Raw genomic sequence first — 25,388 nt, forward strand, 5'->3', positions numbered from 1 at the left:
CACTCGGGGAGTACGAATGCCGGTCTGCTGAGCTCTCACAGGCTCACCACCGGCAGGGAAAGATCTGTCCGGCGCTGCTGCGCCGGTCCTTTTAGCTCCGCCCCTTTTTAAGTGGACGTGGCCGGAACGTGGCGCGCTGCCGCGCGCCGCAGATTGTCCCATCCGGTGGTCCGCCAGAACTTTTCGGGGCGGATTTCCGGGAGTGCACGGCGTTCTGGCCAGGCAAAAATACTCAAGCAGAATATGGAATGAAACGATAACTACATTCTGGCTTCGACCGGTCGGCGTTTCCCCAGGTCGGCTTTCTGGAAATCTTGCAGATTGTAGATTTTGTATCACGCGGGTCTGGTCGGGCGCTCCTAACCGGCCCGGAACGTCCCCCAAAAAGCCAGCCTTACCAGCCAGACTTAATATGCCAGGTCGCGTGCCCCGCGCGGAAGCTGGCCGACCTGGGATGTTAACTCCAGCCCATAATTATGCAAAGAAATGAATGCGTTAGCAGCAAATCCGCGCCAGCGCAGAAGAAAAGACCACGAGCATAAGCCCGTGGCCTGCGGAAACGCGGCGCATCACGTAGCGCAAGCGCCAGCAACGCAGCGCCCAAGCGCCCCCGCCCTAGCAAGCGCTACGCTGCGCGTGCCGCGATGTCCATGTCGCCGGACAGTGCCTTAGAGAATGGGCAGAAGGCGTGGGCGTCGGCGACGAGCTTGTCGGCGTCCTCGAGGGAGTCCTTGTCGGTGAAGGTGACGACGATTTCGCCGGAGAGGCGGAAACCGGATTCGACTTCGTTAAGGGTGACGGATGCGTCGACGGACGGCTGGTGTGCCTCGACGTCTACGCCTGCTTCCTTCATGGTCTTCTGGAGTGCGCCGTTAAAGCAGGCAGCCCATGCTGCTGCCAGCAGGGACTCCGGGTTGACCGCGCCGTCTACCTTGGGGCCGGCGACTTTGAAGTCGATGCCGCCTTCGCCTTTAACGTGGCCGTCGCGGCCGCCGCCGGTGGAGGTTACGGTTTGGGTGTATACGGGCTTCATAAAAGTTCTCCTTCGTACGGTTTTGTGTACGGGCCCCATCATAGGTACCAGACCGCAAACTTGCCACGACCCAGTGCAACTTTACAAGCGCTAAAACAGCATCCCCTGCGCAGCGGTCGGCTCGACCACATCGACACCTTCGATGTCCAAGGCCAGCAGCGCGGGCTCGAAGGTGTAGAGGCGGTCTATTCCGTGGATGAGGGCGGTGGCGGGGAGGGTGGCGTCGTGAAGCGGTAAAGAGCTGCCGATTTCTGCTGCCTGGGCGGCGGTCAGGGCGTCGAGTTCGGCGATGATGAGGCCGAGTTCTTCGACCCACGCGCCGGCCCCGGCGGCGCAGAGTTCCAGGTAGGCGAGCGCCGGGACGGCGAGGGTGCAGGTGCGGCCGTGGTCGGCGAGGAGTTGGTGGGCGCGGCTGGCGCGGTCGTCGGTGTCGTCGTTGGTGAATGCGGCGATCAGCACGGATGCGTCGACGAGCTGGATTGGAAGGGTGGGTTTAAGCATGTGACTTCCTAGTTTTCGGGGCGGAAATGCCCGTGACCTGCAATGCGGTGGGGGAATTGTCGCGGGTGTGGCGGGTGAGCACGCCCCATGCCACGGCCTCCTTGTCCAGGAGGGCTTTGACTGTGGTGGCGTGTTCGCGCCCCAACGTCAGGCGGACCACGCCCTGCGGGGTCTCGATGGCGGCCTCGTACCCGCCGCGGCTGGAGTACCGGAACAGCCGCCCGCGCACGCTGCCCAAGGACTGGACTTCCCCGGTGCGGGCAGCTTTGACGTGGGACTTCAACTGCTTATCGACGCCCACACGCCCCACCCGCATCTCCTTCACCCCGCGACGAGACGCACCGCGTAGCACCCGCGACGCCGCCGACAACGCCTGGTCCGACCACCCGCGCGGCCGCGTCGCCTCCTGTGCCAGCTGGCTTAAGCCCCGCTCAATCAATTCCGTGACCTCTGCGGGCGCGTTCACAGTAATACTGTGTTCGGCGAAGTGGACGTCGGCCACCGTCAACGTGGTGCGCTTACCTGGCTGTAGCGCTTGTACGAGGCGCACCGCAGCCTGGGCGGTCTCCGTGAGCGCGCGGGCATCCATGCGCGCCGGGTCGCCGGCGAAGGTTAAGCGTAAAGGCTCCATTCGGTTAAGTGTAGCGGGGGCGGGTTGGGGTTCCGCGTGCGGATGCGCGTGGGGGTGTTGGGGCGTGGGAGTAGGCGCGCGGGTTACTATGCTGCACGTCTCCTGCTTTCTTCCGGGAAAGGACCCTGTGGTGAATCCAGCTCCCCTTACTAGCGCCGCCCGCCGAGCCCGTACTGCGCTCGCCGCTGTTATGGCCTTCGTATTACTGCTGACCTCTCTCGTGGCCCCCGTGCCGGCGGGCGCGCAGGCGCGACCGGTGGTCAACCAGGGCAGCGTGGTGGAAACGTCGCTGGGCAGTTGCACGGTGGGCGCCGTGGACCAGCAGCGCCGTATCGCTGTGATTGCGGCGCATTGCGGTAACCGCGCCGGCGAACCGGTGGCGCTCTATTCGGGCGGCAAGTACTACCCGCAGGCCGGCACGTTCCACCCTTCGCCGCAGTGGGATCCGGGTACGTTTTCCAACGACTGGGCCATCATCAAGCTCAGCGATGGGGTGCAGGTGGGGCAGAACGTGTTCGCTGCGGAGCAGATGGACCTGGACCAGGTGCGCACGGGTGACCGGATCTGTTTCCACGGCAGGACGACGCACCCGGACGGCGTGAGTTATTCGTGCAGCACGGTTGCGGCAGTTGCGGGGTCTTCGATTTTCTACGTTGGTGGCGAGGCGCTGCACGAGGGCGATTCCGGCGGCCCCACCTGGATTGAGCGCGGTGGCCAGCGCTACTTCGTGGGCGTGACGTCCGGCTGGTACTGGCAGGTGCAGAGTCCCAACAATAAGCTGGCGCGCGCCACGTATCCCCGCGATCGTCCCCGGGTCACTCTTGAGCAGATGGACGCGATTTACCGGGAGGCGTTCCCCAACCCTGAGCCGGCCGGGGAAGGTTCTTCGTCGGGAGGCATCATCGCGACGATCATCATTCTGTTGCTGAGTTTCCTGGGCGTGGGTGTGCCCCACATCCTCCGCTAGTTGGGTGCTTATCGACGCCCCTACCGGCCCATTCCCCTCCCGTGAAAAGGGTGCGTGAGGTGCAAAACACCGGCCAATGTGCGAAGCTATATACCTAGCCGAAAATCAGCTTCTTGACAGCTGTTTCCCAAGAGGAGTTTTCCATGCTTCGTTCCCTTTATTCTTTCCCACGCGCAGTACTTGCCGCGGTGGTTTCAGTTGCGCTGGCGTTGACGGCCGTTGTTGCTACGCCGAGCCAGGCGCAGTCGCGACTCTTTGTCGATCAGGGCAGTGTGATCAACGCAGGCAAGGGCGGATGCACTGTTGGCCTGGTTGCTAAAGCGGAATACGAAATTCCTGCAGCGATCGTGTAAACCAAGACTAACTTATTTATTAGTACACTTTTCATTGCCGTATGACTTCAGAGTTTCGCTTACCGCCCTTTGTTCTGTAAGTAGCGTTAATATTTATAAATTGAAGGTCTAGAAAGCGTGATTGCCTTTAATATTTATTAAAAATAAAAAATATTTTTAATAAAACAATTTGCAAACCTGTAAGTTTTCGTTCAGTGCTAGATGGTAAAGATTGTGAAGGTGTTATTAGAATGCCGGATTTATCCAATAAAATGTGCTCACTGTTTTTTGAATCACGACGAATATTTTATATATTGGGAAGAAAGGTGCGGGAAGTGGAGGGTGAGAATTAAATGTTTTAAAAGTGTTTGTTAAGTCATTTGCAAATATGCTGCGAAAGAATTGGGGAAATCTACAGTGTTCCGCACTGCTAAATCGGCGTGGCCCAAAAAGAAAAACTTGTATACGCGTATTAAAGTGTATTGCAAGAAGGAGGTATATTGCTTGATGCATTTTCATAACAACGATTTAAGGCAAGGTGCAGAAATGGACAGGACCTCTAAATTTAAAAATGTCACTGAGATTATAACGAGTTTCAGTATGGTAATTGTTGGAATTTGGGGAATAGTTCAGATCTCCGAACAGCTAGAGCTTAATCGGGAACTGAATCAGACCACATTAGACACGTATTTGGTCGAAGTTGGGAAAGCTGAAAGGGATATAGAGCTGCAGGATCGGGTATATTTGGGGAAATTGACTGGCGAGTTAACGCCTGAGGGGGTTGAGTTAACCAATTATGCAACGCAGCGTACTTCACCCGCTGCCTTTTTCGCTAGGTTAGAAGGGATTGACGGGGGCGTTTCTGACCTAATGGGGGAGGTGGAGGTGATTCCAGCTTGTAGCTCTATTGTAATTCCTTGGGAATCAATTAGGGAATCTGTCGAAATGGTTAATAAAGATTTGAAAAAAGATGATGGAGAAACTTTTGGTGAAGAACTCCTTTTTGATAAAAATACTCTGGCGGAACTGGCTTTAGTTGTGTAGGCACCTTCAGGTAAGTGGTATTATCAAGACGTAGGGGGAGGGGTTTTTGTAGTAGACACTTCAAGTTTAGACAACGGAAAAGAAAATTTACATTTGCAAAGTAATGACGAGGATCAAGACTATGACCGTTTGCGAAATAGTAGGCTGCAACAGGCTTTTACTGGCGTGTCTCCTTCTGAAGTACTTGACTTAGTTTATGAGGTAAACGGGGATGATGAGCCAGTCTATTCTGGTGCATCCGTCTACAATCAATATAAACTTTCATCACGCGTTGTAATGGGCGGGCAAGTATCCTCCTCGACTTATTGGAATGTGGAAAAAAACAGTTTCTCATGTAATTAAGCAATCTAATATTTCTGCTGTGAAGAAGGTGTTTGGAACCTGCACATGCATTTACTTTCGTAATGTTTATCCTCGATTGTTTCGCAGTTGAGACTGGTGTCTCTTATTTTATGGATTGGCGAATTTGAAAATGTTATGATGCAATAAATCGCTCTTTTGGGGTGTAATTCGGTGATTGCATAAAAATGTGTATGGGGCTTGTTTTTAAGAAAATTTAAAGCCATTCCGTGTCGAATTTTGTTTTATTCGTGCTCGATTATTATTGCCAACTAGAAAATTTGTGCAAATAAATAAGGCCACCATTGCTTGAGGCATCAGCACCTTTCTAGGATAATAAAGACCATGTCTGCCTGCGATGTTTTGTTCTCGTCGTTTTATGGTTCTACCCGCCAGTATGCGGAGGCGCTAGCGCACCGCCTTGGGGTCACCGCCCGCGAACTTGAGGGCGCGGGCGCGCTCGATAAGCCCACGATTGTGCTCGCACCGATTCACGGCCCGGCGAGCGCGGGGGTTAGCTACCTGCGTCACCAAACAAAAGAGGCGCTGCAGGTGCACCCGGTGGCGCTGGTGACGGTGGGGATGAGTTTGGATGAGGTGGCCGTCGAAAAGGACTTCGCGGCGAAGCTCCTCGGTGACCGAGCTAGCTGCGTCACCCGCTTCTACCTGCCCGGACGCCTGAACTATTCGGAACTGTCGACCGCGCACAGTGCCACGATGCGGGGCGTAATTAGTGCGTTGAAGCTGAAGCCGCGTAAGTCGGACAATGACCGCATGATGATTGACACGTACGGCAAGGATGTGGACCGCGTGGACGTCGAGAAGCTTGACCCCATCGTGGAGTGGGCGCGAGCCCTGTAACTACAACCCCCGCGCCCGGTGCAGCATCGCGGACGCCACCTCCACGCGGACCATCGTGTCTTGGGCGTCGACGACTGCAAAGCCGCCGGCGAAAGACCAGCGTGATTCTTCCCAGCTGCCGTGGGTGGTGGAGGCGTGGCCCTCGATAAGCAGGACCCAACCGTGCGGGTCGCGGGGCTGGAAGATGATGGTCACGCGGTCGTCGGCGGGCAGGCGGTTTGTGACGCTGCGCGCCAGGCTGCCCGGCACCTCCATGGCCCGGCCACCGTCAACGACGCGCACCACCACCTCGTGGACGCGGGCGAAATCGCCGTCCGCGGGCGTCGGGATGATGATCCCCGGCCCGTACAAAGCCAGGGTGTCGGCGAGTTCGTGGTGCGGCACGCGAATAGTCATGGCCCGAGTCTAACCCTCTCGCAGAGTGGCGTGCGCCCGCCGGAACGCGCTGCCGCCCAAGGTCAGGGCGCCCGCGCCAAGCAGCGCCAACGCCCCCGCCCACAGGAGCTGGGTGTGCGCGCCGGTATCGGCGAGTGCCGCGCGCCCTGGGCTGCTGGCCTGCGTGTTTGCAGGCGCATTCGCGCCCGCGCCCGCCGGAGCCGTGCCGGCTGGTTTGCCTGCGGGGTCGGCGGGGCTGTTGCCTAGGGCTGTTGCTGCGAACTTGTCCGCGGCCGTGAACATTTTCTTGGCTTCGTCGAAGACACCTTTCCACCCTGAGCTGTCTGTGCTTGCACTGCCGCCCACGCCAGAACCGCCCGAGCCCGCGGAACCGGCCGCCCCGAGGTCCACGCGGAAAGTGATAGTCTCCCACTCGGTTTTAGTCGCCCCGTCCAGGGAAACGGCCCGCATCGCAATCGTGTATTCGCCAGGGGTGCTGAAGATCCAGTCGGCGTGCGTGTGGAAAGGCCCGTCGCCAGCCACTACCGAAGGTCCGTCGCTGCTGGCCAGGGTGCGTGCGTCGACACCCAAGCCAGGCAGGTGGCCGGCCCACCAGCGTCCACCCTCGGGCGCGGATTGCGGCGCGACCTCGATGTTCATGCCATCCGGGAATTGCTGGGCCACGTGCGTGGTGCTAAATCCGGGCCATGGCGCATCCGGCGCTTGGGTCAGCGGCAGATGGTAGAAGCCGGTGCCGGGTGAAACGAATCGGCCCACGATCGCAGCGACGTCCCGGGGTAGGGAACCGGCCTCAAATTGGACGCGCCGCTGCGCGCCCACCACGAGCGCCACGTCCTGGGGCTTGTAGGTATCCGATTCGTGCGTGACGTAAAAACCCAGCGTGCCGTCGCGGTGCTGGGGGCCGAAGTCGATGTGTCCGCTGGTCAATTCAACAGCGTTCGGATTCGCGGGAGCCACCGAACCCGGGGCGGGAGGTTCAGGCTGCCCCGGCTGGCCGGGCGCAGGAACATCAACCCCAGGCGCCCCGCCGGCAGCGTCGGTCTCGCCAACGCGGAAGCGCAAAGTACCCGCCTCCGTAGTACTCAGCGGAGTATCTACTCTCACTTCGATCTCGTACGTCCCCGGCTGAGTGAAATACCAGGCCAGATGCCGGTGCATGGAACCCTGTTCGGAGTAGCTTGTCGCCTGCTGATTCCCAGCAATCGCCTCGGTCCCGTTGAACGCGCGCCACTGCCCGCCAGCCGGGGCGCTCACCGGCGTGAAGTGGAATACGTACTTACCCGGGTGGCTCTGGTACATGTGCTCGTTGCTCAGGCCCGGCCACACCAACCCGCGGCGTTGGGTCGCGGGCAGTTCGTAGACGCTTTCGCCAGCAGAGGCCAGGCCGGGCACGGGGCGGCGGAGGGTTTTCTGCGCCTGTTGCGGCACCGCAAACGTCACAGCATTAAGGTCGCGCCACACTGCGCCCCGGGCGTGGTTGTTGGTCTCGTCTTTGGCAGCCATCACGAGTTTTCCCTCGCGCTGGTGTGGGGCGATGTCCACGTGGCCGTCGTAAAGCGTGACCGCGTCGGCCCAACCATCTTTCTGCTCCGACGCGGCGGGTCCCTCGGCCCGGGAGTAGCGTGTCGACGTCGCCGGCAACGCCCGGTAGCCCTCGGCAAAAAGGCGGCTGAACAGTGCTGCGCCGGGGGCGTCGGAACGCGATTCCGGCGTGATCTGCAGCAGGAGTTGGTAGCCGGGGCCGGTGCAATCGCCGACGTACGTGCGCAGCGTCCGGTTGCCCGGCGAGCTGATGTAGTTGAGTTCGCAGTCGGCGGGCACGCGCTCGGGAAGCTCCTGCAGCGGCTCATCGCCGACGCGATACAAACCACCCCTGACCTCGACGGACGTATCCGCATCCGCCGGGGTGATGGTCACCTCAAAATCCTCGCCCATGACCTCGCTGGTCGCCACAGCAACCTCGTGGCTGCTCGGGCTAAACGGCGCGGTCTCAAACGCCGGCGCTGGATCCGCGCTGTTCGGGGTAGGGAACTCGCCCATCTCTGACGTACTCTGCGCCACCTTCCCGGTGTGGTGCTGCAAGGGAGCGGACACCCAGCGCCCGCTTTGCGACGCCCCACCCGGCACATACACCACCTGGAAATCCGAAGAATAACCGCCAATCATCTCATCCCACTGCGCTTTACCCGCCTCCACGGGAACTTCCGCCAACCGGTATCCGTCGATGTAGAAGACCGCGTGGCCGCTGTCCTTCGCGTTGCCGGTGTCGAAAGAAAGGGTGGTGAGCACGCCTTCCCGGGCACCTTTCGTGTCGGCGGCTGAGGGCGCAATACTCAACGTCGGCGTGTTGCCGGTCTGCTTCGCGGGGGCGGCGTTGTAGGAGGAGGCGACGTCGTGAAGCGTGGTGAGGCGGGGATCCGTGCCGCCTACCTGCCACCGCAACACCTGCGGTTCCGATGCGATGAACCGACCATCCGTGGTGCGCGCGCTGGCCCGATACCAGACCTGGTAGAGGCCCGGCTTGGTGAACGTCATGTCATTGTGAGTGTGCGTGCCCTGCGCCACCCACGTTGCGCGCAAGCCCTTATCGTGCGACGACCACAGACGCTGCGCCGGCCACTCCTCGCCACCGTAGTTGAACAATTCCATGCGGCCGGGCCCATCGAATCCGACGATCTCCATATTGAACGACTGGTCGCGGAAGTTCTCCGTCGGAAGGTTCGCCGACGCCCCGAAGCCCGCCCAAATCGGAATCTGCTCCTGTGGGAACCCCGTCGCCGGGCCTCCGTAATACAGCAGCGTGCCCGGGTCGCCCATGAAAGAAAGGCGCGGATCGTCCGGCACGCGCCAGGCATACATGCCCAGGCCGCCATCGACCTGCCCGCGCGACACCCAGTTCACCGTGTCCTCGATCGGCTTCAGGCCCGAGCTATTGGACATGAGCTGGAAGTTCGAGCCGTCCCACGTGGCGTGCGGTGCGTCCACGTGCTCCTGCGTATGCACTACCAGCGGCGTCTCCGCGGTGGATTTCGGGTGGGGGAGGGCAGCGGCCAACACTAGGAAGAGCGCCGCGAACAGGGAAAGGAATCTTGTCATCAGGCAGAACGTCGCTTTCGGGAACCGTTTTCAATAATGCGTTTAGCGTAATGAAAATCGTTTCCGATAGCAATGTGGTGGGGTGGCGTTTGCGTGGTTTCGGGCAGGAGCTTTCGGGCGACGGCGTGCATATTTATCGGCTAGGGTTAATATGCTTGGTCGCGCCCCGGGCGGCGAATGCTTGCGACCTGGGATGTTAAGCCTGGCTCGTAAGGCTGGCTTTTCGGTGCGTGTTTCGGTGGCTGCGGGCGGGGGCTTTCGGGCGTGCGTGATACGAAAACTACATTTTCCCGAATTTCAGAAAACGCGACCTGCAGAAACGCAGAGCAGTGGAAGGCAAAATGTAGTTTTCGTATCATTCTGTCCTGCGTTTGAGTTTTGCGCCGTCCGCCAAAGTCCACGCGTGCAACGCTCTGGCCTTTTAAGTGTCAGCATTCAGCCGGACGGGAAGATCTGTGGCGCGCGGCAGCGCGCCTCGTTCTGGCCCGCGCACGCTTTAAGGGGGCGTAGCTAAAAGGACCGGCGCAGGGGCGCCGGACAGATCTATCCCTGCAGGTGGGAAACCTGGGGCTGCCAAGGTGCGCGCGTCCTTGATCCACGTTCTTGACTGACATCTCTGATACGCCAGGTCGCCACCCCGGCTGAGTTTTCCGCGACCTGGCGTATCAAGGATGTGCACTAAATATTCACGCGGCGCACGCAAAGTAGTACGTAAAACCGCACGTAAAACCGCATGCAAAACCTGCAACCACGCCAACCCCGACCAACCCCACGCAACCCCAACCAAAACCTGCGCGCCCCCGACTCAAGAAATTTTTCCTTGAGTGGAATAGACTCAACTCTAAAGCGTTACACTGAGTAGGAACACAACGAAAGAAGGAATTTATAGTGAACTCATTTAATCCAACTACGAAAACTGGTGAAGCCTTACAAGCGGCTCTCCAATTAGCTTCCGCCAACGGTAACCCGGATATTCGCCCAGCTCACATGCTGGTCGCGATCCTGGATCAGGCTGACGGTATCGCTGCGCCGGTGCTGAAGGCCGCAGGCGTGGACCCGCAAACGGTCCTGTCCGAGGCGAAAAACCTCGTCGACGGTTATCCGAAGGCGCAGGGCCAGGGCATGGCGAACCCGAACTTTAACCGCGACGCCCTTAATGCGATGACTGCGGCGCAGGAACTTGCAGGGGAGCTTGGCGACGAATACGTCTCCACCGAAGTCCTCCTCGCTGGTATTGCGCGCGGGGATTCGGGCGCGTCTGACCTGCTTAAAGGTAAGGGTGCAACGTACGAGTCCATTACGGGCGCGTTCCCGTCGGTACGCGGTGGCCAGAAAGTGACCTCCCAAGATCCGGAGGGCCAGTTCCAGGCATTAGAGAAGTACTCGACCGATCTGACCGCGCGTGCGCGTGAGGGCAAGATTGACCCGGTGATTGGCCGTGACGCGGAGATTCGTCGCGTGGTGCAGGTGCTGTCGCGCCGGACGAAGAATAACCCGGTTCTTATTGGTGAACCTGGTGTGGGTAAGACGGCGATCGTCGAGGGCTTAGCCCGCCGCATTGTCGCAGGTGACGTCCCGGAATCCTTGAAGGGCAAGACTTTGATCAGCCTGGACTTGGGTTCGATGGTCGCGGGTGCAAAGTACCGCGGTGAGTTTGAGGAGCGCCTCAAGGCGGTTCTCGACGAAATCAAGAACGCCGATGGCCAGATCATCACCTTTATCGATGAGCTGCACACCATCGTCGGCGCTGGTGCTACCGGCGATTCGGCAATGGATGCCGGCAACATGATTAAGCCCCTGCTGGCTCGCGGTGAACTGCGCCTGGTTGGTGCGACCACGCTCGATGAGTACCGCAAGTACATCGAGAAGGACGCCGCCCTGGAGCGTCGCTTCCAGCAGGTGTACGTCGGCGAGCCGTCCGTGGAAGACACGGTGGGTATCCTGCGTGGCCTGAAGGAACGCTACGAGGTGCACCACGGTGTGCGCATCATGGACTCCGCCCTGGTCAGCGCTGCGGAACTGTCGGACCGCTACATCACCAGTCGCTTCCTGCCGGACAAGGCGATCGACTTGGTCGATGAGGCAGCGTCGCGCCTGCGCATGGAAATCGATTCTTCCCCGCAGGAGATTGACGAAGCCGAGCGCATTGTCCGCCGCCTCGAGATTGAGGAAGTGGCACTGCAGAAGGAAACTGACGCAGCGTCGAAGGAGCGCCTGGAGAAACTGCAGCAGGAACTTGCCGACGAGCGTGAAAAGCTCGGCGAGATGAAGGCCCGTTGGCAGAACGAAAAGGGTGCTATTGACCAGGTTCAGAAGCTCAAGGAGGAGTTGGAGAACCTGCGCAATCAGTCCGAAATTGCCGAACGCGATGGGGATTACGAAGCCGTCGCAAAGCTGCGGTACGCGGACATCCCTGAGACCGAAAGCAAACTGCGCGAAGCCGAGGAGGCCGTGGGCGGTTCGGAGAACCCCATGGTCAGTGAGGAAGTCACCCCCGACACGATCGCTGAGGTCATCGAGGCGTGGACCGGTATCCCGGCCGGCAAGATGTTGCAGGGTGAGACCGAGAAGCTGCTGCATATGGAAGGTGAGCTGCATAAGCGGGTCGTCGGCCAGGATGATGCAATCACGGCGGTCTCTGATGCGGTGCGTCGTGCGCGCGCCGGGGTTGCGGACCCGAATCGCCCGACCGGTTCCTTCCTCTTCCTAGGCCCAACTGGTGTAGGTAAGACGGAGCTGGCGAAGGCTCTGGCCGAGTTCCTCTTCGACGATGAACGCGCCATGGTCCGCATCGACATGTCGGAGTTCTCGGAGAAGCACTCGGTGGCTCGCCTGGTCGGTGCCCCTCCTGGATACGTCGGCTACGACCAGGGTGGCCAGCTCACCGAGGCTGTGCGCCGTCGCCCGTACACGGTGGTGCTTTTCGACGAGGTCGAGAAGGCTCACCCGGACGTCTTCGACATCCTGTTGCAGGTGCTTGACGACGGCCGCCTGACGGATGGCCAGGGCCGCACTGTGGACTTCCGCAACACGATTCTGATCCTTACGTCCAACCTGGGCGCTGGTGGCAACCACGACCAGATCATGGAGGCCGTGAAGAATCACTTCAAGCCGGAGTTCATCAACCGCCTCGACGATGTTGTGGTCTTCGAACCACTGTCCGCAGACCAGCTGGAGCACATCGTGGACATTCAGGTCGGCCAGCTTGCCGAGCGCCTGGCTGCCCGCCGCCTGAACCTGCACGTCTCGGACGCTGCACGGTCCTGGTTGGGTGAGCGTGGCTACGAACCCGCCTATGGTGCTCGTCCGTTGCGCCGCCTGATCCAGCAGGCTATCGGCGATGCGCTGGCCAAGAAGCTGCTCGCTGGTGAGATCCGCGATGGCGACACGGTCAACGTGGATGTCGCGGAAGGCCGCGACGGGCTGGAGATCTCCGCAGCCTAAGCCCGCCTAAGAAGCAGGTGCCCCTGATGAAGTGCCCCCGGTTTACCCCGGGGGCTTTCTTTATGCTTGACCCCGACCCATCAAACTGGTTAGGGTAGGGTTACTTTATTGCTTCTAGGAAGGGTGAACCATGACGGACAACCATGCTCCCGGCCGCGCGCTCGCAGCAAACTTGGCAGCCCGCATGCTCGACGGTGCCGGTGACATGACCTTGGTTCCCTACCTTGTCCACGGCCAGAAGCCCATGCGCGTGGTCCGCCACGGGTTGAATAACCGTGGGGAAGTCATGGTCACCTGTTTCTCCGATGAAGTGTCTTCCTCCCCGGTCGCGGAAGTCCGCGTGGACGTCACCCTCCAGGCCCCGATGTTCCGGTACTCGGTCACCGCAGCCAGCCTGCACGCGTTGGGCCAGGTCCAGTGGGTTGCCCGCGGTGACGGCTGGGTGCGTGGCGTCGTCGTGCTGGGGCGCGTGTACGTCCACCACTACGAGGAACCCCTCGGATTCGACGTCAACGAGCTTCCCATGCATTTTGCCCGCGTCCAGGCGGACACGGACCGGATCGGCGCCTACGATGTCGTCGCCGGCTTCGGGGACGCGGTCCTGGGCACGCTTATCGACGCCGCCTGCCTCGGCATCATCGACGGCCACGTCGGCGGAACGCAGCCTTTCAGCGGGTGCTCGCACATGGCTAACCAGATCTTCGTTGCGGACGTCTGCCAGCTGGGCATCACGTTCATCCGCACCACGAACCGCACCCAATCCACCGTCTTTATCCCATTCCCCGGCCCCGCACACACGTTGGATGCCCTGCGGAAGCGGATTCACGCCCTGGCGGTGAAGGCGTCGTCGACAGTGAGTTCCTAGGCCTAACAAAACGGTGTTCTGCCTGCTCGGATAGGTGGAAATTACCCCCGCGGGTGTAATAAATCGTACAACCGGTATTCCTGGCTTAGGGTGTGCGTCATGACACCACTCCCGGACGGGGAAGTGACGGTTTCCGTTGTCATACCGTGCTACAACGATGCTGGTTTTCTCCAGCGCGTACTGGGCGCGTTAGCCAACCAGACCACGCGCCCTCACCAAATCATCGTCGTGGATAACAATTCCACCGACGCCACCCGAGCCGTCGCCGAAGCCTTCCAGTCCGCCTACTACATCACCGAACCCCGCCAGGGCATCCCGCCGGCCGCAGCCACCGGCTACGATGCCGCAACCGGCACAGTCATCGTGCGTATCGACGCCGACACCCTCCCGGCGCCCACCTTCATCGCGGACGTCACGCGCATGTGGGAACGCATCCACGCCGACAACGTGTGGGCAACCAAGCGCACCGTCGCGGCCACAGGCACCGCACTCTTCGGCACCCCAACCTGGTACACGCGCCTAATCAGCACGGCGTACCTGGGCGCCTACTACGCCACCACCGGTAGCGCGTTGGGGCATTATCCCCTGTTCGGGACGAACTTTTCCATGCTCACCAGCTGGTGGCGAGACATCCGCACGGACCTGGATACCACCGTGGAGGAGGTCCACGATGATCTCCACCTTTCCTTTGCCATCCGGCCGGGGGAGACGGTGTGGCTGCAGCGTGACCTGACCGTGGAAATGGATACCCGTGCGCTGCGGGGCGGGGCGCAGCTGGTCCGGCGGTTCCGCCGGGGCTTCCGCACGATGTTTCTGAACTTCCGTATGCAACCGCCGTGGCGTCGATTAGCGCAGCGCGGACAACTACCCGGCAACCTCGGAAAGGTGGCTGCCCATGACTGACATCAGTTTCCTTGACCAGCGCGTGGAGGAATCCCTGGACTTCCTGCGCGAGAAGTTCGAGTACGTTTTTCACTACTCCGACGAGCCCCTATTCCGCACCGCGCTGGAGGCGTTGCGCGTCAACGCGATGGGCGGGAAGCACCTGCGTGCCCGCCTGGTCCACATCGGTGCTGGCCACGTCGAGGGCGAGCAGAAAGAAGCGGCCGTCGTGTTTGGCGGGGCGGTCGACCTGCTGCATGGCGCCCTGTTGATCCACGACGACATCATCGACGCCGACCCGTACCGCCGGGGCGTACGCACCATCCATGCGCAGGTGGCCGAGTCCAGCGGGGACGCCCACATCGGCGTGTCGGCGGGTATTTTGGCCGGTAATTTGGGGTTGATGGCCACGTTCCAGGCGTTGTCGTCGTCGGCACTGAGCCCACAGCTGGTGCGCCAGGCGTGCGCCATGATGTCCGGCTACGCGGCGCAGACGGTGTATGGGGAGCTTCTCGACGTCTCCCACCTGGTCACACACGACACCTCCATGGACACGGTCCGGGAGAGTAATTACCTCAAGACCAGCATCTATTCCTTCCTCGCCCCACTGCACCTGGGCGCGTTGGCAGCCGGGGAGAATACTCCCGAGCGGGTGGCTGCCTTAGAGAAGGTGGCGGACCCCTTGGGGCGGGCCTACCAGGCACTCGACGATATTGCCGGCGCCGTCGCCCCCATGGAAGTTACCGGCAAGATCGCCGGCGGTGACATTCAGGCGGGACGCTCGACACTGTTGACGATCCGCCTGGACCACCTCAGCCTGGATGAAGCCGTCGCGGAGGTCACACACGAGGCCACCGACTACCTGGCCGAGGCCCGTGCGGCGGCCGAATCGCCAGACCTGACGCCGGTGATTCGCGCCGGGGTGGAAGATATTGTGGCGCAGATGGAAAGGAAGCTTCGTGAGTACTGATTTCCTCACCCGCTATGACCACATGGCAGACCGTGCCGCCAATGAGGTGATTGCGAACTATTCCACAAGTTTCGGCCTGGCCACCCAGCTGCTTGCGCCCCGGGTGCGCCGCGATATCCGCAACCTCTACGCGGTGGTGCGCATCGCCGACGAGATCGTGGACGGCACGGCGGATCAGGCGGGCCACGGGGACGTCGATAAGCTCCTAGACACCTACGAGCAGCAAGTCCGCCAGTCGCCACTGCACCGTTTCCACACTGACCCGGTGATTCATGCGTTCGCGCAGACGGCCCGCCGCTGCCAGCTTGACGACGCCCACCTGGCCGGTTTCTTCCGCTCGATGAGAACTGACCTGCATAAGTCCACCTACGACGCCACGGGTTTAGACGAATACATTTACGGTTCCGCCGAGGTCATCGGCCTCATGTGCCTGGCGATCTTCTTCGCGGAGGACCGCGCCGCGATCGCGGAGGAGGAGTACGCGGAACTGGAGGCCGGCGCCCGTTCCTTGGGTGCGGCGTTCCAGAAGATTAACTTCCTGCGCGACTACGCCGAAGACTCCACCGAACTGGGGCGCGCGTATTTCCCGGGCACGGAAACCACACTCACCGAAGACAACAAGGACGCGATCGTCGCGGATATTCGCAGCGATCTAGAACACGCGTGGACCGTGATCCCGCGCCTGCCGTTGAGCGCCCGGATGGGTGTGGTCGCGGCGGCGAACTTCTTTGAAGAGCTCACGGAACTCGCCGATGCCACCCCGGTGGCAGAACTCGAGCAGCATCGTATTAGCGTCCCGTCGACAACGAAGGCCCGCATCATTGCGGGTGCTGTCGTGCAGGCGCCTCGTTTGAAAGGTTCCCACTAGTGAAAAATCCGCAGTCAGCAATCGTGATCGGGGCAGGTGTCGCCGGCCTGGCAACCGCGGGTCTTTTGGCGCGCGCCGGGATGGACGTCACGGTCGTGGAGAAGAACCAACACGTCGGCGGGCGCGCCGACGAGATCACCGTCGACGGTTTCCGCTTCGAGACCGGCCCCTCCTGGTACCTCATGCCCGAGGCCTTCGACCACTTCTTTGAACTCATGGGCACCTCCACCGCCGCGGAGCTGGATCTGCAGCTGCTGGACCCGGGCTACCGCGTGTACACCGAGGGCTTCGCTCCCGTCGACGTCCCCCAGGGCACCGAGCGCGTGGCCGAACTCTTCGAAGCAATCGAACCGGGTGCGGGTGCGGCCATTCGCGAGTATTTAGACAGCGCCGCCGACGTCTACCAGGTTGCCCTGGACCGTTTCCTATACACCACGTTCGCGGCGGTGAAACCCCTGCTGCACAAGGACGTGACCTCGCGCCTGCTCACGCTGGCTGTGCTGCTAACGGAATCGTTGAAGTCTTACGTGGATCGTCGCTTCACCGACCCTCGTCTGCGCCAGATTCTGCAGTACCCGGCGGTGTTCTTGTCCTCGCAGCCGAAGAAGGCGCCGAGCATGTACCACCTCATGAGCCACACCGATCTGAACCTTGGCGTGCAGTACCCGCAGGGTGGATTCACCTCCATTGTGCGCGCCCTGGAACGCCTGGCCCGGGCCCACGGCGCGCGCATTATCACCGGCGCGGAGGTCACCCAGATCCGCACCGCCGGCAAGAAGGCCACCGGGGTGCGGATGCTTCACGACGGCCACCCGGCCACCCTAGAGGCCGACATCGTCGTCGCAGCCGGCGACTTGGAGCACACGGAGGCGCACCTTCTTCCGAAGAAGCTGCGCACCTATTCCGCAGGCCATTTCAACCGCACTGACCCCGGCTTGGGCGTGGTCCTGGCACTGCTTGGCGTGCAGGGCGAACTGCCGGAGCTTTTGCACCACACGCTCATGTTCTCCCGGGAGTGGGACGACGATTTCGCCGTCGTCTACGACGGCCCGCAGGAATCCCGGCCGGAGGGGTCCTCGTACTCCATCTACGTGTGCAAGCCTTCAGCCACGGATCCGTCGGTAGCCCCGGAGGGGTATGAAAACCTCTTCGTCTTGATCCCTGTTGCCCCGGACGAATCCCTAGGCCACGGCGATGCCTACGGCCACGAGGAAAGCGCGAAGGTGGCGGCGATCGTGGACCAGGCGATCACCCAGATCGGGGACTGGGCGGGCATCGCGGATTTCCGGGACCGGATCACGGTGAAGCGTTCCATCGGGCCTGCCGATTTTGCCCGCCGCTACTTCTCCTTCTCCGCGGGGGCGATCGGGCCGGCGCACATCCTGCGCCAGTCCGCCTTCCTGCGCGGCTCCAACAAGTCAAAGAAGGTCGAAGGCCTGTACTACGCCGGCCAGACCACCGTCCCCGGCGTGGGGGTTCCCATGTGCCTGATTTCCGCGGAGAACGTGGTCAAGCGGGTATATGGGCGCACGGACACCGAGCCGATGGAGTCACTCGATGGGTAGCCTGTACCTAATTTTCTTGCTTGCGACGATCGGGTGCATGGTCCTGTGCGACTGGCGCTGGAAGCTCACGTTCTTCCTTGACGCGTGCCGGGCCGCGATCATCAGCGTGGTGCTGGTGGCGGCGTTCCTGGTCTGGGATGTGCTGGGTATTGCCACGGGCACGTTCTTCCGCGGCACCGCGGACTACATGACGGGCATCATGCTCGGCCCCGAGATGCCCATCGAAGAACCGGTCTTCCTCTTCTTCCTGTGCTACCTGCTACTGAACCTGACCACGGGCGCGCGGATGGTGGTGGGCACCCGGTGACGTACCTGCTGATTTCTTTACCATTCCTCATCGTCGCATTCGTGGTTGCCGCGGCCCGGTGGCGGAAGTACCCGCGCCAGGGTGCCATCGTGGGCATCGTACTGGCCGTGGTGCTGGTGTTGACGGTCATCTTTGACAACCTCATGATCGCCTACGGCAATGTGGCCTACGGCGAGCACCAGAACCTAGGCATCTACCTGGGACTGGTCCCCATCGAGGACCTCTTCTATCCAATCTTCGCCGGGCTGATCATCACCGCGCTCTGGCCACCGCTGGCGCGGCGGCCAGAGAAGGGGCAATCGCCCCGCCCGCGGGAGAAGGAGTAAGACATGGAACTTCTACGCGTAGTGCTGGCGTCGTCGCGCCCAATTAGTTGGGTAAACACGGCGTTCCCGTTCGCGGCCGCCTACCTGTTTGCCGGCGGCGGGATAACGTGGCAACTGGTCGTGGGCACGATTTTCTTCCTCATCCCGTACAACATCGCGATCTACGGCATCAACGACGTCTTCGACTACGAGTCCGACATGCGCAACCCGCGCAAGGGCGGGCTCGAAGGCTCCGTGTTGCACCCCAAGTGGCATAAGCCAGTGTTGTGGGCCTCGGTGCTGACCACCGTGCCGTTTATCGTCGCCCTGCTGGTCGGCGGGACGTGGGCGTCGGCGTTGTGGCTGGTGGTCTCCATGTTCACGGTGGTGGCGTATTCGGCCAAGGGCCTGCGGTTTAAGGAAAAACCGGTCTTGGATTCGGTGACGTCGTCGGCGCACTTTGCCACCCCCGCGCTGGTGGGTACGGCGATGGTCGGCCCGGCGGTCACCACCCCGTTCTGGGTGGCGATCGGCGCCTTTTTCCTCTGGGGCATGGCCTCTCACGCGCTTGGCGCGGTCCAGGATATTCACGCCGACCGCCAGGGCGGTTTGAGCTCCATCGCCACGGAGTTGGGTGCCCGCTTCACGACGCGCGCAGTCACCGTCACCTACCTCGTAGCAGCTGGGCTGCTGTTCACGTTGCCGTCGCCAGGCTGGGTTGTCGCGGTCGCGGGCCTGGGCTACGCCCTGAATGCGGCCCGGTTCTGGAACATCGACGACGCCCACGCCGAGGACACTCGCCGCGCGTGGAAAGTCTTCCTCGTGCTCAACTACGTGGTGGGCTTCATCGTGACGATGGCACTGTTGTGGGCGGTGGCACCCGCGTGAGCCAGCCCATCGTCGCCGCCCGCGATGTGCGGCAATCGTTCGGCGCAACCCCAGTGCTGCACGGGGTTTCCTTCGCCGTCCACCCCGGTGAGGTCATCGCCATCCTGGGGCCCAACGGCGCTGGTAAGACCACGCTTATCGACGTCCTCCTCGGCCTCACCCGCCCCGCCGCCGGAACCCTCCAGGTCTTTGGCACGACCCCGCGGGCTGCCGTGCGTTCCGGGCACGTCGGAGCCATCTTGCAGACCGGCGGCCTGTTGCCCGACATCACGGTCGAAGACACCGTGCGCATGATTGCGGCCACGCATCCCAACCCGCGGCCCATCGCAGAAGTGCTGGACGATACCCGGCTGACCCCGATCGCGAAGCGCCGTATTTCCCGCTGCTCCGGCGGGGAGAAGCAGCGCGTCAAATTTGCACTCGCCCTCCTCGCGGACCCACAGTTGATCATCTTCGACGAGCCCACCACAGGTATGGATCCCGCCGCCCGGAGTGCGTTCTGGCAGGACATTGACGCCCGCGCGCAGCAGGGGACCACGATCATTTTCACCACGCATTACCTGGAAGAAGCGGAGCAATACGCCCGCAGAATCCTCTTCCTGAACGCGGGGCGGATTATTGCCGACGGCCCGACGAAGCAGGTCCTGCGCGCCGCGGGCGGAAACGTGGTCGAATTCGAACTCCACGACCCAGCAGAACTTGACGGCTGGGGTCTCAACCCGCAGCGCACCGGAGAAAACACCTACAAGGTGCGCGCGGTAGATTCTGACGCTGTGGCCAGGCAGCTGCTCACGCGGACGTCGGCAAGTAATGTGACCATCACGCCCACCTCACTCAATGACGTGTTCCGGGCACTCGCGGAGGACAAGGGATGAAAGCGGTCCTGGCATTTACGGCGATCAACCTCAAGCGCGTGGTAAAAGACTGGCCCAACCTGGTCTTTTCCGTCCTGCTCCCGGTGGTGCTGTACCTCATCTTCGGGGCGGCGCAAGATTACGGTGGCCAAAGTTTCGCCGGCGGGAACGTGACCGCGTTCGTCATGGTGGGTATGGCGCTCTACGCCGGGATCACCGCCGCAGTGTCCGCGGCGAGTTCGGCAGTCGTGGAAAACCACTCCGGCTGGGGCCGCCAGCTCGCCCTGACCCCCATGCGGCCGGCGCAGATTATCGCGGCACAAGCCCTGATCATCGTGGCCCGCGCGGTGCTCTCCATCGGTGCGGTGTACCTGGCTGGCGCGCTGACCGGGGCGTCGATGCCCGCGCAGAATTGGGCGGCCACATTCGCCCTGGCAGTGGTGGCGTGCCTGCCCTTCGGTTTTTACGGCCTGGCGTGGGTGCTGCTGGTGCCCAATGAAAATACGGTCGCCATGGCGTCGACCTCTGTGGTCATCCTGGCGTTTGCCGGAAACCTGTTCATGCCCTTGCCCCTCGACTGGCTCGAAGGTGGGCGGCTGACCCCGGTGTACGGTGCGGGAGCGCTGGCCAGGTACCCGGTCTCGGAGGGGTACCAAGTGCTTCGCGACGACCCCTACGTGGTACACGACCCCCTCTGGTACGCCGTGGTCAACTGCCTGGTGTGGGCGTGCTTGTTCGTGGGGGCGTGTGCGGTGTTAAGCCGGCGTGACAAACGGCGCACATAATTGGAAACAGTTATCAACAGTGGATGAATTTATTAGTTAGGCTGGGGCCCCAAACCAAAAACAAAGGAGGGCCATGAGCCAAACTGTGAAAGGTGTGGTCGCCTTCGCCAAGGGCGAACCCACCCAGCTGACCGATATTGTGATCCCCGATCCAGGGCCTAACGACGTCGTCGTCAAGGTGCTCACCTGCGGTGTCTGCCACACCGACCTGTCCTACAAAAACGGTGACATCGGCGACAACTACCCCTACCTCCTCGGGCACGAATCCACCGCCATCGTGGAAACTATCGGCGAGGCCGTCACCCACGTCGAGGTCGGCGACACCGTCGTCCTGAACTGGCGTGCCGTCTGCGGCGAATGCCGCGCCTGCCGCAAGGGCGACACCAAGAACTGCTTCAACACCCACAACGCCTCCCAACCCATGACCCTGCCCGACGGCACGGAGCTCGAGGCCGCGCTGGGCATCGGTTCCTTCGCAGAAAAGACCCTGGTACACGAAGCCCAGTGCACCAAGGTCAACCCCGACGCCGACCCCGCCGCCGTAGGCCTCCTGGGCTGCGGCATCATGGCCGGCCTGGGCGCCGCGGTGAACACCGGCGACATACAGCTGGGCGAATCCGTGGCCGTCTTCGGCTTGGGTGGCGTGGGCATGGCCGCCGTCGCCGGCGCAAAGCTGGCCGGAGCCGCCAAGATCATCGCCGTGGACATCGACGAGCAAAAGACACAGTGGGCCAAGGACTTCGGCGCCACCCACACCATCCACTCCAAGGACCTGTCCGTCGACGAAGTCGCGGAGAAGGTACGCGAACTCACCGGCGGCTTTGGCACCGACGTGGCCATCGACGCCGTGGGCATCATGCCCACCTTCTACCAGGCGTTCTACTCCCGCGACCACGCCGGCCGCATGGTCATGGTCGGCGTGCCCAACCAGACCGATGAAATCCAGATGCCGGCAATCGACTTCTACTCCCGCGGCGGGTCCCTGAAACCTGCCTGGTACGGCGACTGCCTGCCAGAACGCGACTTCCCGGCCTACGCCCAACTCTTTGAAAACGGGCAGCTCCCGCTGGACAAGTTCGTCTCTGAGCGGGTTTCCCTCGACCAGGTCGAGGAAGCCTTTGAAACAATGAAGACAGGTAAAGTTCTCCGTTCGGTGGTGGTTCTCTAATGACTATTCGTATCGACAAAGTTGTCACGTCCGGCACGTTCGCCCTCGACGGCGGCGAGTGGGATGTGGACAACAACATCTGGCTCATCGGCGACGACGAATCCTGCTACATCATCGACGCAGCCCACGAAGCCGAACCCATCATCCAGGCCGTCGGCGACCGCAAAGTCCTGGGCGTATTGCTCACCCACGGCCACAACGACCACGTCACCGTCGCCCCGCAGCTGGCCGAGCGCTTCGACGCCCCCATCTTCCTGCACCCCGGCGACGACATGCTCTGGCAGATGACCCACCCTGAGGTGGGCTACGAAGAGATCGCCGACCAAGAGCAATTCCCGCTTCCCGACGGCACCTTCCTCACCGCCCTGAACACCCCCGGCCATTCGCCAGGCTCGACCGTCTTCTACGCCCCTGACCACGGGGTACTCTTCGGCGGCGACACCCTGTTCAACGGCGGCCCCGGCGCCACCGGCGACCGCTCCTTCGCCTCGTTCGACACGATCATCGAATCCCTGCGCACGAAGGTCCTCGAGCTTCCCGACGACACCATCGTCCACACCGGCCACGGCGACGACACCACCATCGGAGGTGAGGCCCCGCACTTGGACGAATGGATCAAGCGCGGCTATTAGGCGTGTTGGGGCTGTTAGACCGCGGTCCCGAAAACCGGCCATTCGACAGCCACTTTTCCCGTTTTCTAGATGAATAAAATTAATCCGGCTGCCAAATGGCCGATTTCAGTGACCCACCTGCCGCGCCACCCCAACGCCAAGCGTGGCCGCGAGACAGACGAAGAGCAGGCACAGAATATTAATTAGGCCCCCGTGCCCGGTGGCGAAAAAGAACCACGCCGTCGAAAGAGCAGATACGGCGACGCACGCTGCGAGAAACACCTGGATCGCCAGCGCAAACTTGCGGTTACTCCATGACGTCACAAGGAGGAATCCGCAGTAGAGAATAAAGGCAGAAAACGCGATCCCGAGAGCCGCGACACACACTTCATAAGGCAGGCCCACGCCTGGCGTGGCAAAGGAACGTTCGAAGAATACGTGGAGGAGCGCGGTAAAAGCGGCGGTCATACCCAGTGAACTCAATGCGGCTGTAATGGCAACGACGGTCCATGTCAGTTTTTGCATCACATTCACCTTCTCTGCGGGGTTGGGGTGTGCAAAGTATTGCACCGAAATTAATCAAGCACAATAGGTAATTTTTTGTCCCAGCACCAAAGCGCGCCCCGCGACATTTCCTTAGAGTGGGGCTATGACTACTCCAACGAAGACCGTGGCGCTCATCCTGGCTGGTGGCCGGGGTAGTCGCCTTTCCCCGCTCACCGACGACCGCCCGAAACCCGCCGTACGCTTCGGGGCCGGACACCGCATTATCGATTGCGTGCTCAACAACCTCGCGAACTCGGGCATCCGCGATATTTGGCTGGTGGAGCAGTATCTTCCCGATCCGCTCAACGCCCACCTTGCGCAGGGCCGGCCGTGGGATCTTGACGGCACCTTCACAGGCCTGCGCATCCTCCCGCCGGAGCAGGCAGAAACTCCGGAGGATGGGTTTTCTACCGGCAATGGGCACGCACTGTTTCAGCAGCTCCCGGACTTGGAGAAGGCGGGCGTGAAGGAAGTGGTCGTGGCGTCGGCGGATCACATTTTTTCTTTGGACTACGGGAAGGTGCTGGAGACGCACCGTCGTCAAGCGGCTGCACTGACGATGGTGACCACCGTCCTGGACCAGGACGTTTCGCGCTACGGGGTCGTGGAAACTGACGGTGACCTGGTCACCAACTACGTGTACAAGCCGGAAAACCCGGCCACGAACCGGATTGCTACGGAGGATTTCGTCTTCGATGTCGCCGCCTTGCGCGAGGCTATCGACGCCGAAGCCGACCGCGCCGACGGCGAGGACCTAGGCGACTACGGTGAAACGATTGTGCCGTGGCTGGTGGAAAACAAGCAGGTCGCGCACTATGAACTCGAGGGTTACTGGCGTGACATCGGAACGCTGCAGGCGTACTTCTCCGCGCACATGGACTTGCTCGACGAGCTGGGCCCGGACCTGAACTCGAAGTCCTGGCCGTGGCGCACGAACCAGCAGGCCCAGGCCGCGTACGTGGGACCATCGGCGCGTGTGACCGATTCTTTGGTGGGGCCGGGTGCGAGCGTGCGCGGCGAGGTCACCCGCAGCGTGATCGGCCCGGACGTCGTGGTGGAACCGGGTGCCACGGTGTCCAACAGTATTGTCTCCGGCGCTACGACGGTCCCGGCCGGCGCCCACCTAGAGTCCGTGATCGTGGCCGAAGGCGCTGCAGTGCCGGCGGAGAGGATCGGCGAAACGAAGCCCGGCCCAGGGAACCTTACAATTCTCAGCGGGGACGGTACGCGCGACGTAGAATAAGAAACCATGAGCAATTTCATCGGCGTGTCAGAGCTTGCAAACCTCGTCGCGGACGGTCACGGGGAAACCCTGATTGCCTGCCAGTGGGGGAACGAAGAAGGCGCAGGTTACCGGCGCTTTGTGTCCCACCACATCCCAACTTCCGTGTTCTGTGACCCGGCCATGGCTTTGGCTGGCGTCCCCGGTTCGCGCCAGGGGCGTAACCCGCTTCCAGATGCGGACCAATTGGCCCGCTGGTTTGACCGGTGGGGCCTGCATTCCAAGCGTCAAATCGTTGTCTATGACGAAGGTCACGGCCTCTTCGCGTCGCGCGCCTGGTGGATCCTGCGCTGGGCTGGTGTGGAGCACGTCCGCATCCTCGACGGCGGCCAGAAAGCCTGGGACCGCGCCGGTAACCCACTGATGGGCGGCCCCGGTAACCTGCCACTTCCTTCCGACCTGACCCCGCAGCCCGCCCAGATGCGCGTGGCTACGTTGGAGGAGGTCGTGGACTTTGATGGTGTGCTTATCGACGCCCGCCAGCCTTCCCGTTTCGCCGGTAAGCGCGAAACCTTGGACCTGAAGGCCGGCCACATCCCGGGTGCGATCAACGTGCCAGTGCGCGCCATCAAGGACGAGAATGATGTCCTGCTTCCTGCAGGTGAGATTCGTTCCGTCTTCGAGCGTGCCGGCGTGCCGCTGAATACGGATCCGAAGAACATCATCGTGTACTCCGGTTCCGGTAACCACTCCGCACAGCTGCTCGCAGCGATGGAAGACATCGGACTCGGTGGGGCAGCGCACTACGTCGGCGGCTGGTCCCAGTGGGCTGCCCGCAAGGGACTGCCTGTCGAGCGTGGCAACGAGTACCAAGGTTAAGTATCGGGGCTAATCAACAGCTAGGCTAG

25 protein-coding genes are annotated in these 25,388 nt (G+C 61.7%); 19 read left to right on the top strand and 6 right to left on the bottom strand.

Annotated features, from left to right (window positions below):
• Window positions 1-625: 625 nt before the first annotated feature.
• The 3 genes from ATK06_RS04820 to ATK06_RS11220 form a co-directional block, all read right to left on the bottom strand.
• Entirely contained in the window at window positions 626-1,033 is a 408-nt protein-coding gene (locus ATK06_RS04820) for an Ohr family peroxiredoxin (RefSeq protein WP_048380967.1), read from the bottom strand.
• Between the two features lie 90 nt (window positions 1,034-1,123).
• Entirely contained in the window at window positions 1,124-1,534 is a 411-nt protein-coding gene (locus tag ATK06_RS04825) for a type II toxin-antitoxin system VapC family toxin (protein WP_098388925.1), read from the bottom strand.
• Entirely contained in the window at window positions 1,527-2,165 is a 639-nt protein-coding gene (locus ATK06_RS11220) for a hypothetical protein (protein WP_048380963.1), read from the bottom strand. Before ATK06_RS11220 ends, ATK06_RS04825 begins: the two co-directional genes overlap by 8 nt.
• A gap of 130 nt (window positions 2,166-2,295) precedes the next feature.
• Between ATK06_RS11220 and ATK06_RS11225 the strand changes: the two genes are divergently transcribed.
• From ATK06_RS11225 to ATK06_RS04845, 4 genes are all read left to right on the top strand, one after another.
• A complete protein-coding gene (locus ATK06_RS11225) occupies window positions 2,296-3,132 on the top strand; it encodes a trypsin-like serine protease (RefSeq protein ID WP_169916249.1) in 837 nt (278 codons plus the stop codon).
• Between the two features lie 143 nt (window positions 3,133-3,275).
• The gene (locus ATK06_RS04835; protein ID WP_048380959.1) at window positions 3,276-3,485 is read left to right on the top strand and encodes a hypothetical protein; all 210 of its coding nucleotides are present in this window, start codon (window positions 3,276-3,278) and stop codon (window positions 3,483-3,485) included.
• Between the two features lie 486 nt (window positions 3,486-3,971).
• Window positions 3,972-4,508 (top strand): hypothetical protein, encoded by a 537-nt coding sequence (locus tag ATK06_RS04840; protein WP_098388927.1) that lies wholly within the window; start codon window positions 3,972-3,974, stop codon window positions 4,506-4,508.
• A gap of 684 nt (window positions 4,509-5,192) precedes the next feature.
• Window positions 5,193-5,708, top strand: a complete 516-nt coding sequence (locus ATK06_RS04845) for a flavodoxin domain-containing protein (RefSeq protein WP_048380954.1) — start codon at window positions 5,193-5,195, stop codon at window positions 5,706-5,708.
• Here the strand turns inward: ATK06_RS04845 and ATK06_RS04850 are convergent, their stop codons facing one another.
• Together ATK06_RS04850 and ATK06_RS04855 are read right to left on the bottom strand one after the other, a co-directional pair.
• Entirely contained in the window at window positions 5,709-6,104 is a 396-nt protein-coding gene (locus ATK06_RS04850) for a hypothetical protein (protein ID WP_048380952.1), read from the bottom strand.
• Window positions 6,105-6,113: 9 nt separating this feature from the next.
• Window positions 6,114-9,200: a choice-of-anchor M domain-containing protein gene (locus tag ATK06_RS04855; protein WP_098388928.1), complete on the bottom strand. Its 3,087-nt coding sequence runs from the start codon at window positions 9,198-9,200 to the stop codon at window positions 6,114-6,116.
• A gap of 888 nt (window positions 9,201-10,088) precedes the next feature.
• Between ATK06_RS04855 and clpB the strand changes: the two genes are divergently transcribed.
• The 13 genes from clpB to ATK06_RS04920 all read left to right on the top strand — a co-directional run bounded on the left by clpB (window position 10,089) and on the right by ATK06_RS04920 (window position 22,733).
• The gene (clpB, locus tag ATK06_RS04860; RefSeq protein ID WP_098388929.1) at window positions 10,089-12,644 is read left to right on the top strand and encodes an ATP-dependent chaperone ClpB; all 2,556 of its coding nucleotides are present in this window, start codon (window positions 10,089-10,091) and stop codon (window positions 12,642-12,644) included.
• Window positions 12,645-12,774: 130 nt separating this feature from the next.
• A complete protein-coding gene (locus ATK06_RS04865; protein ID WP_048380947.1) occupies window positions 12,775-13,509 on the top strand; it encodes a hypothetical protein in 735 nt (244 codons plus the stop codon).
• A gap of 99 nt (window positions 13,510-13,608) precedes the next feature.
• Complete coding sequence (locus ATK06_RS04870; protein ID WP_098388930.1) at window positions 13,609-14,412, top strand: glycosyltransferase family 2 protein; 804 nt, start codon at window positions 13,609-13,611, stop codon at window positions 14,410-14,412.
• Window positions 14,405-15,361 (top strand): polyprenyl synthetase family protein, encoded by a 957-nt coding sequence (locus ATK06_RS04875; RefSeq protein ID WP_098388931.1) that lies wholly within the window; start codon window positions 14,405-14,407, stop codon window positions 15,359-15,361. The genes ATK06_RS04870 and ATK06_RS04875 overlap by 8 nt, the downstream gene beginning before the upstream one ends.
• 22 nt (window positions 15,362-15,383) lie before the next feature.
• On the top strand, window positions 15,384-16,229 hold the full coding sequence (locus ATK06_RS04880) for a phytoene/squalene synthase family protein (protein WP_048381101.1): 846 nt from the start codon (window positions 15,384-15,386) through the stop codon (window positions 16,227-16,229).
• On the top strand, window positions 16,229-17,794 hold the full coding sequence (gene crtI, locus ATK06_RS04885; protein ID WP_098388932.1) for a phytoene desaturase family protein: 1,566 nt from the start codon (window positions 16,229-16,231) through the stop codon (window positions 17,792-17,794). The genes ATK06_RS04880 and crtI overlap by 1 nt, the downstream gene beginning before the upstream one ends.
• A 37-nt stretch (window positions 17,795-17,831) precedes the next feature.
• A complete protein-coding gene (locus ATK06_RS04890) occupies window positions 17,832-18,101 on the top strand; it encodes a lycopene cyclase domain-containing protein (protein WP_231913554.1) in 270 nt (89 codons plus the stop codon).
• On the top strand, window positions 18,044-18,427 hold the full coding sequence (locus ATK06_RS04895; RefSeq protein WP_231913553.1) for a lycopene cyclase domain-containing protein: 384 nt from the start codon (window positions 18,044-18,046) through the stop codon (window positions 18,425-18,427). Before ATK06_RS04890 ends, ATK06_RS04895 begins: the two co-directional genes overlap by 58 nt.
• A gap of 3 nt (window positions 18,428-18,430) precedes the next feature.
• Complete coding sequence (locus ATK06_RS04900; RefSeq protein ID WP_048380936.1) at window positions 18,431-19,294, top strand: prenyltransferase; 864 nt, start codon at window positions 18,431-18,433, stop codon at window positions 19,292-19,294.
• Complete coding sequence (locus ATK06_RS04905) at window positions 19,213-20,169, top strand: ABC transporter ATP-binding protein (protein WP_231913552.1); 957 nt, start codon at window positions 19,213-19,215, stop codon at window positions 20,167-20,169. Before ATK06_RS04900 ends, ATK06_RS04905 begins: the two co-directional genes overlap by 82 nt.
• Window positions 20,166-20,933 carry an ABC transporter permease gene (locus tag ATK06_RS04910; RefSeq protein WP_098388933.1) on the top strand — a complete coding sequence of 256 codons (768 nt, stop codon included), beginning with the start codon at window positions 20,166-20,168 and terminating at the stop codon, window positions 20,931-20,933. The genes ATK06_RS04905 and ATK06_RS04910 overlap by 4 nt, the downstream gene beginning before the upstream one ends.
• A 73-nt stretch (window positions 20,934-21,006) precedes the next feature.
• Entirely contained in the window at window positions 21,007-22,101 is a 1,095-nt protein-coding gene (locus tag ATK06_RS04915; protein ID WP_048380934.1) for an S-(hydroxymethyl)mycothiol dehydrogenase, read from the top strand.
• Window positions 22,101-22,733 carry an MBL fold metallo-hydrolase gene (locus tag ATK06_RS04920; protein ID WP_048380932.1) on the top strand — a complete coding sequence of 211 codons (633 nt, stop codon included), beginning with the start codon at window positions 22,101-22,103 and terminating at the stop codon, window positions 22,731-22,733. Before ATK06_RS04915 ends, ATK06_RS04920 begins: the two co-directional genes overlap by 1 nt.
• Window positions 22,734-22,838: 105 nt before the next feature.
• Here the strand turns inward: ATK06_RS04920 and ATK06_RS04925 are convergent, their stop codons facing one another.
• Window positions 22,839-23,237 carry a hypothetical protein gene (locus ATK06_RS04925; RefSeq protein WP_048380930.1) on the bottom strand — a complete coding sequence of 133 codons (399 nt, stop codon included), beginning with the start codon at window positions 23,235-23,237 and terminating at the stop codon, window positions 22,839-22,841.
• A gap of 124 nt (window positions 23,238-23,361) precedes the next feature.
• On the opposite strand from ATK06_RS04925, the gene ATK06_RS04930 reads away from it, so the two are divergent.
• Both ATK06_RS04930 and ATK06_RS04935 read left to right on the top strand, forming a co-directional pair.
• Window positions 23,362-24,501, top strand: coding sequence for a glucose-1-phosphate adenylyltransferase family protein (locus ATK06_RS04930; RefSeq protein ID WP_048380929.1), 1,140 nt, complete (start codon window positions 23,362-23,364; stop codon window positions 24,499-24,501).
• A gap of 6 nt (window positions 24,502-24,507) precedes the next feature.
• Window positions 24,508-25,359: a sulfurtransferase gene (locus ATK06_RS04935; protein WP_048380927.1), complete on the top strand. Its 852-nt coding sequence runs from the start codon at window positions 24,508-24,510 to the stop codon at window positions 25,357-25,359.
• Window positions 25,360-25,388 lie beyond the last annotated feature (29 nt).

Origin of the sequence: Corynebacterium renale, from assembly GCF_002563965.1 — a bacterium.
GTDB classification, from domain to species: Bacteria; Actinomycetota; Actinomycetes; order Mycobacteriales; family Mycobacteriaceae; genus Corynebacterium; species Corynebacterium renale.

Bases quoted from the DNA above. Each gene is read 5' to 3' on its own strand.
- ATK06_RS04820 (WP_048380967.1), bottom strand. From the start codon at position 1,033: ATGAAGCCCGTATACACCCAAACCGTAACCTCCACCGGCGGCGGCCGC.
- ATK06_RS04825 (WP_098388925.1), bottom strand. From the start codon at position 1,534: ATGCTTAAACCCACCCTTCCAATCCAGCTCGTCGACGCATCCGTGCTG.
- ATK06_RS11220 (WP_048380963.1), bottom strand. From the start codon at position 2,165: ATGGAGCCTTTACGCTTAACCTTCGCCGGCGACCCGGCGCGCATGGAT.
- ATK06_RS04835 (WP_048380959.1), top strand. From the start codon at position 3,276: ATGCTTCGTTCCCTTTATTCTTTCCCACGCGCAGTACTTGCCGCGGTG.
- ATK06_RS04840 (WP_098388927.1), top strand. From the start codon at position 3,972: ATGCATTTTCATAACAACGATTTAAGGCAAGGTGCAGAAATGGACAGG.
- ATK06_RS04845 (WP_048380954.1), top strand. From the start codon at position 5,193: ATGTCTGCCTGCGATGTTTTGTTCTCGTCGTTTTATGGTTCTACCCGC.
- ATK06_RS04850 (WP_048380952.1), bottom strand. From the start codon at position 6,104: ATGACTATTCGCGTGCCGCACCACGAACTCGCCGACACCCTGGCTTTG.
- ATK06_RS04855 (WP_098388928.1), bottom strand. From the start codon at position 9,200: ATGACAAGATTCCTTTCCCTGTTCGCGGCGCTCTTCCTAGTGTTGGCC.
- ATK06_RS04865 (WP_048380947.1), top strand. From the start codon at position 12,775: ATGACGGACAACCATGCTCCCGGCCGCGCGCTCGCAGCAAACTTGGCA.
- ATK06_RS04870 (WP_098388930.1), top strand. From the start codon at position 13,609: ATGACACCACTCCCGGACGGGGAAGTGACGGTTTCCGTTGTCATACCG.
- ATK06_RS04875 (WP_098388931.1), top strand. From the start codon at position 14,405: ATGACTGACATCAGTTTCCTTGACCAGCGCGTGGAGGAATCCCTGGAC.
- ATK06_RS04880 (WP_048381101.1), top strand. From the start codon at position 15,384: ATGGCAGACCGTGCCGCCAATGAGGTGATTGCGAACTATTCCACAAGT.
- ATK06_RS04890 (WP_231913554.1), top strand. From the start codon at position 17,832: ATGGTCCTGTGCGACTGGCGCTGGAAGCTCACGTTCTTCCTTGACGCG.
- ATK06_RS04900 (WP_048380936.1), top strand. From the start codon at position 18,431: ATGGAACTTCTACGCGTAGTGCTGGCGTCGTCGCGCCCAATTAGTTGG.
- ATK06_RS04910 (WP_098388933.1), top strand. From the start codon at position 20,166: ATGAAAGCGGTCCTGGCATTTACGGCGATCAACCTCAAGCGCGTGGTA.
- ATK06_RS04915 (WP_048380934.1), top strand. From the start codon at position 21,007: ATGAGCCAAACTGTGAAAGGTGTGGTCGCCTTCGCCAAGGGCGAACCC.
- ATK06_RS04920 (WP_048380932.1), top strand. From the start codon at position 22,101: ATGACTATTCGTATCGACAAAGTTGTCACGTCCGGCACGTTCGCCCTC.
- ATK06_RS04925 (WP_048380930.1), bottom strand. From the start codon at position 23,237: ATGCAAAAACTGACATGGACCGTCGTTGCCATTACAGCCGCATTGAGT.
- ATK06_RS04930 (WP_048380929.1), top strand. From the start codon at position 23,362: ATGACTACTCCAACGAAGACCGTGGCGCTCATCCTGGCTGGTGGCCGG.
- ATK06_RS04935 (WP_048380927.1), top strand. From the start codon at position 24,508: ATGAGCAATTTCATCGGCGTGTCAGAGCTTGCAAACCTCGTCGCGGAC.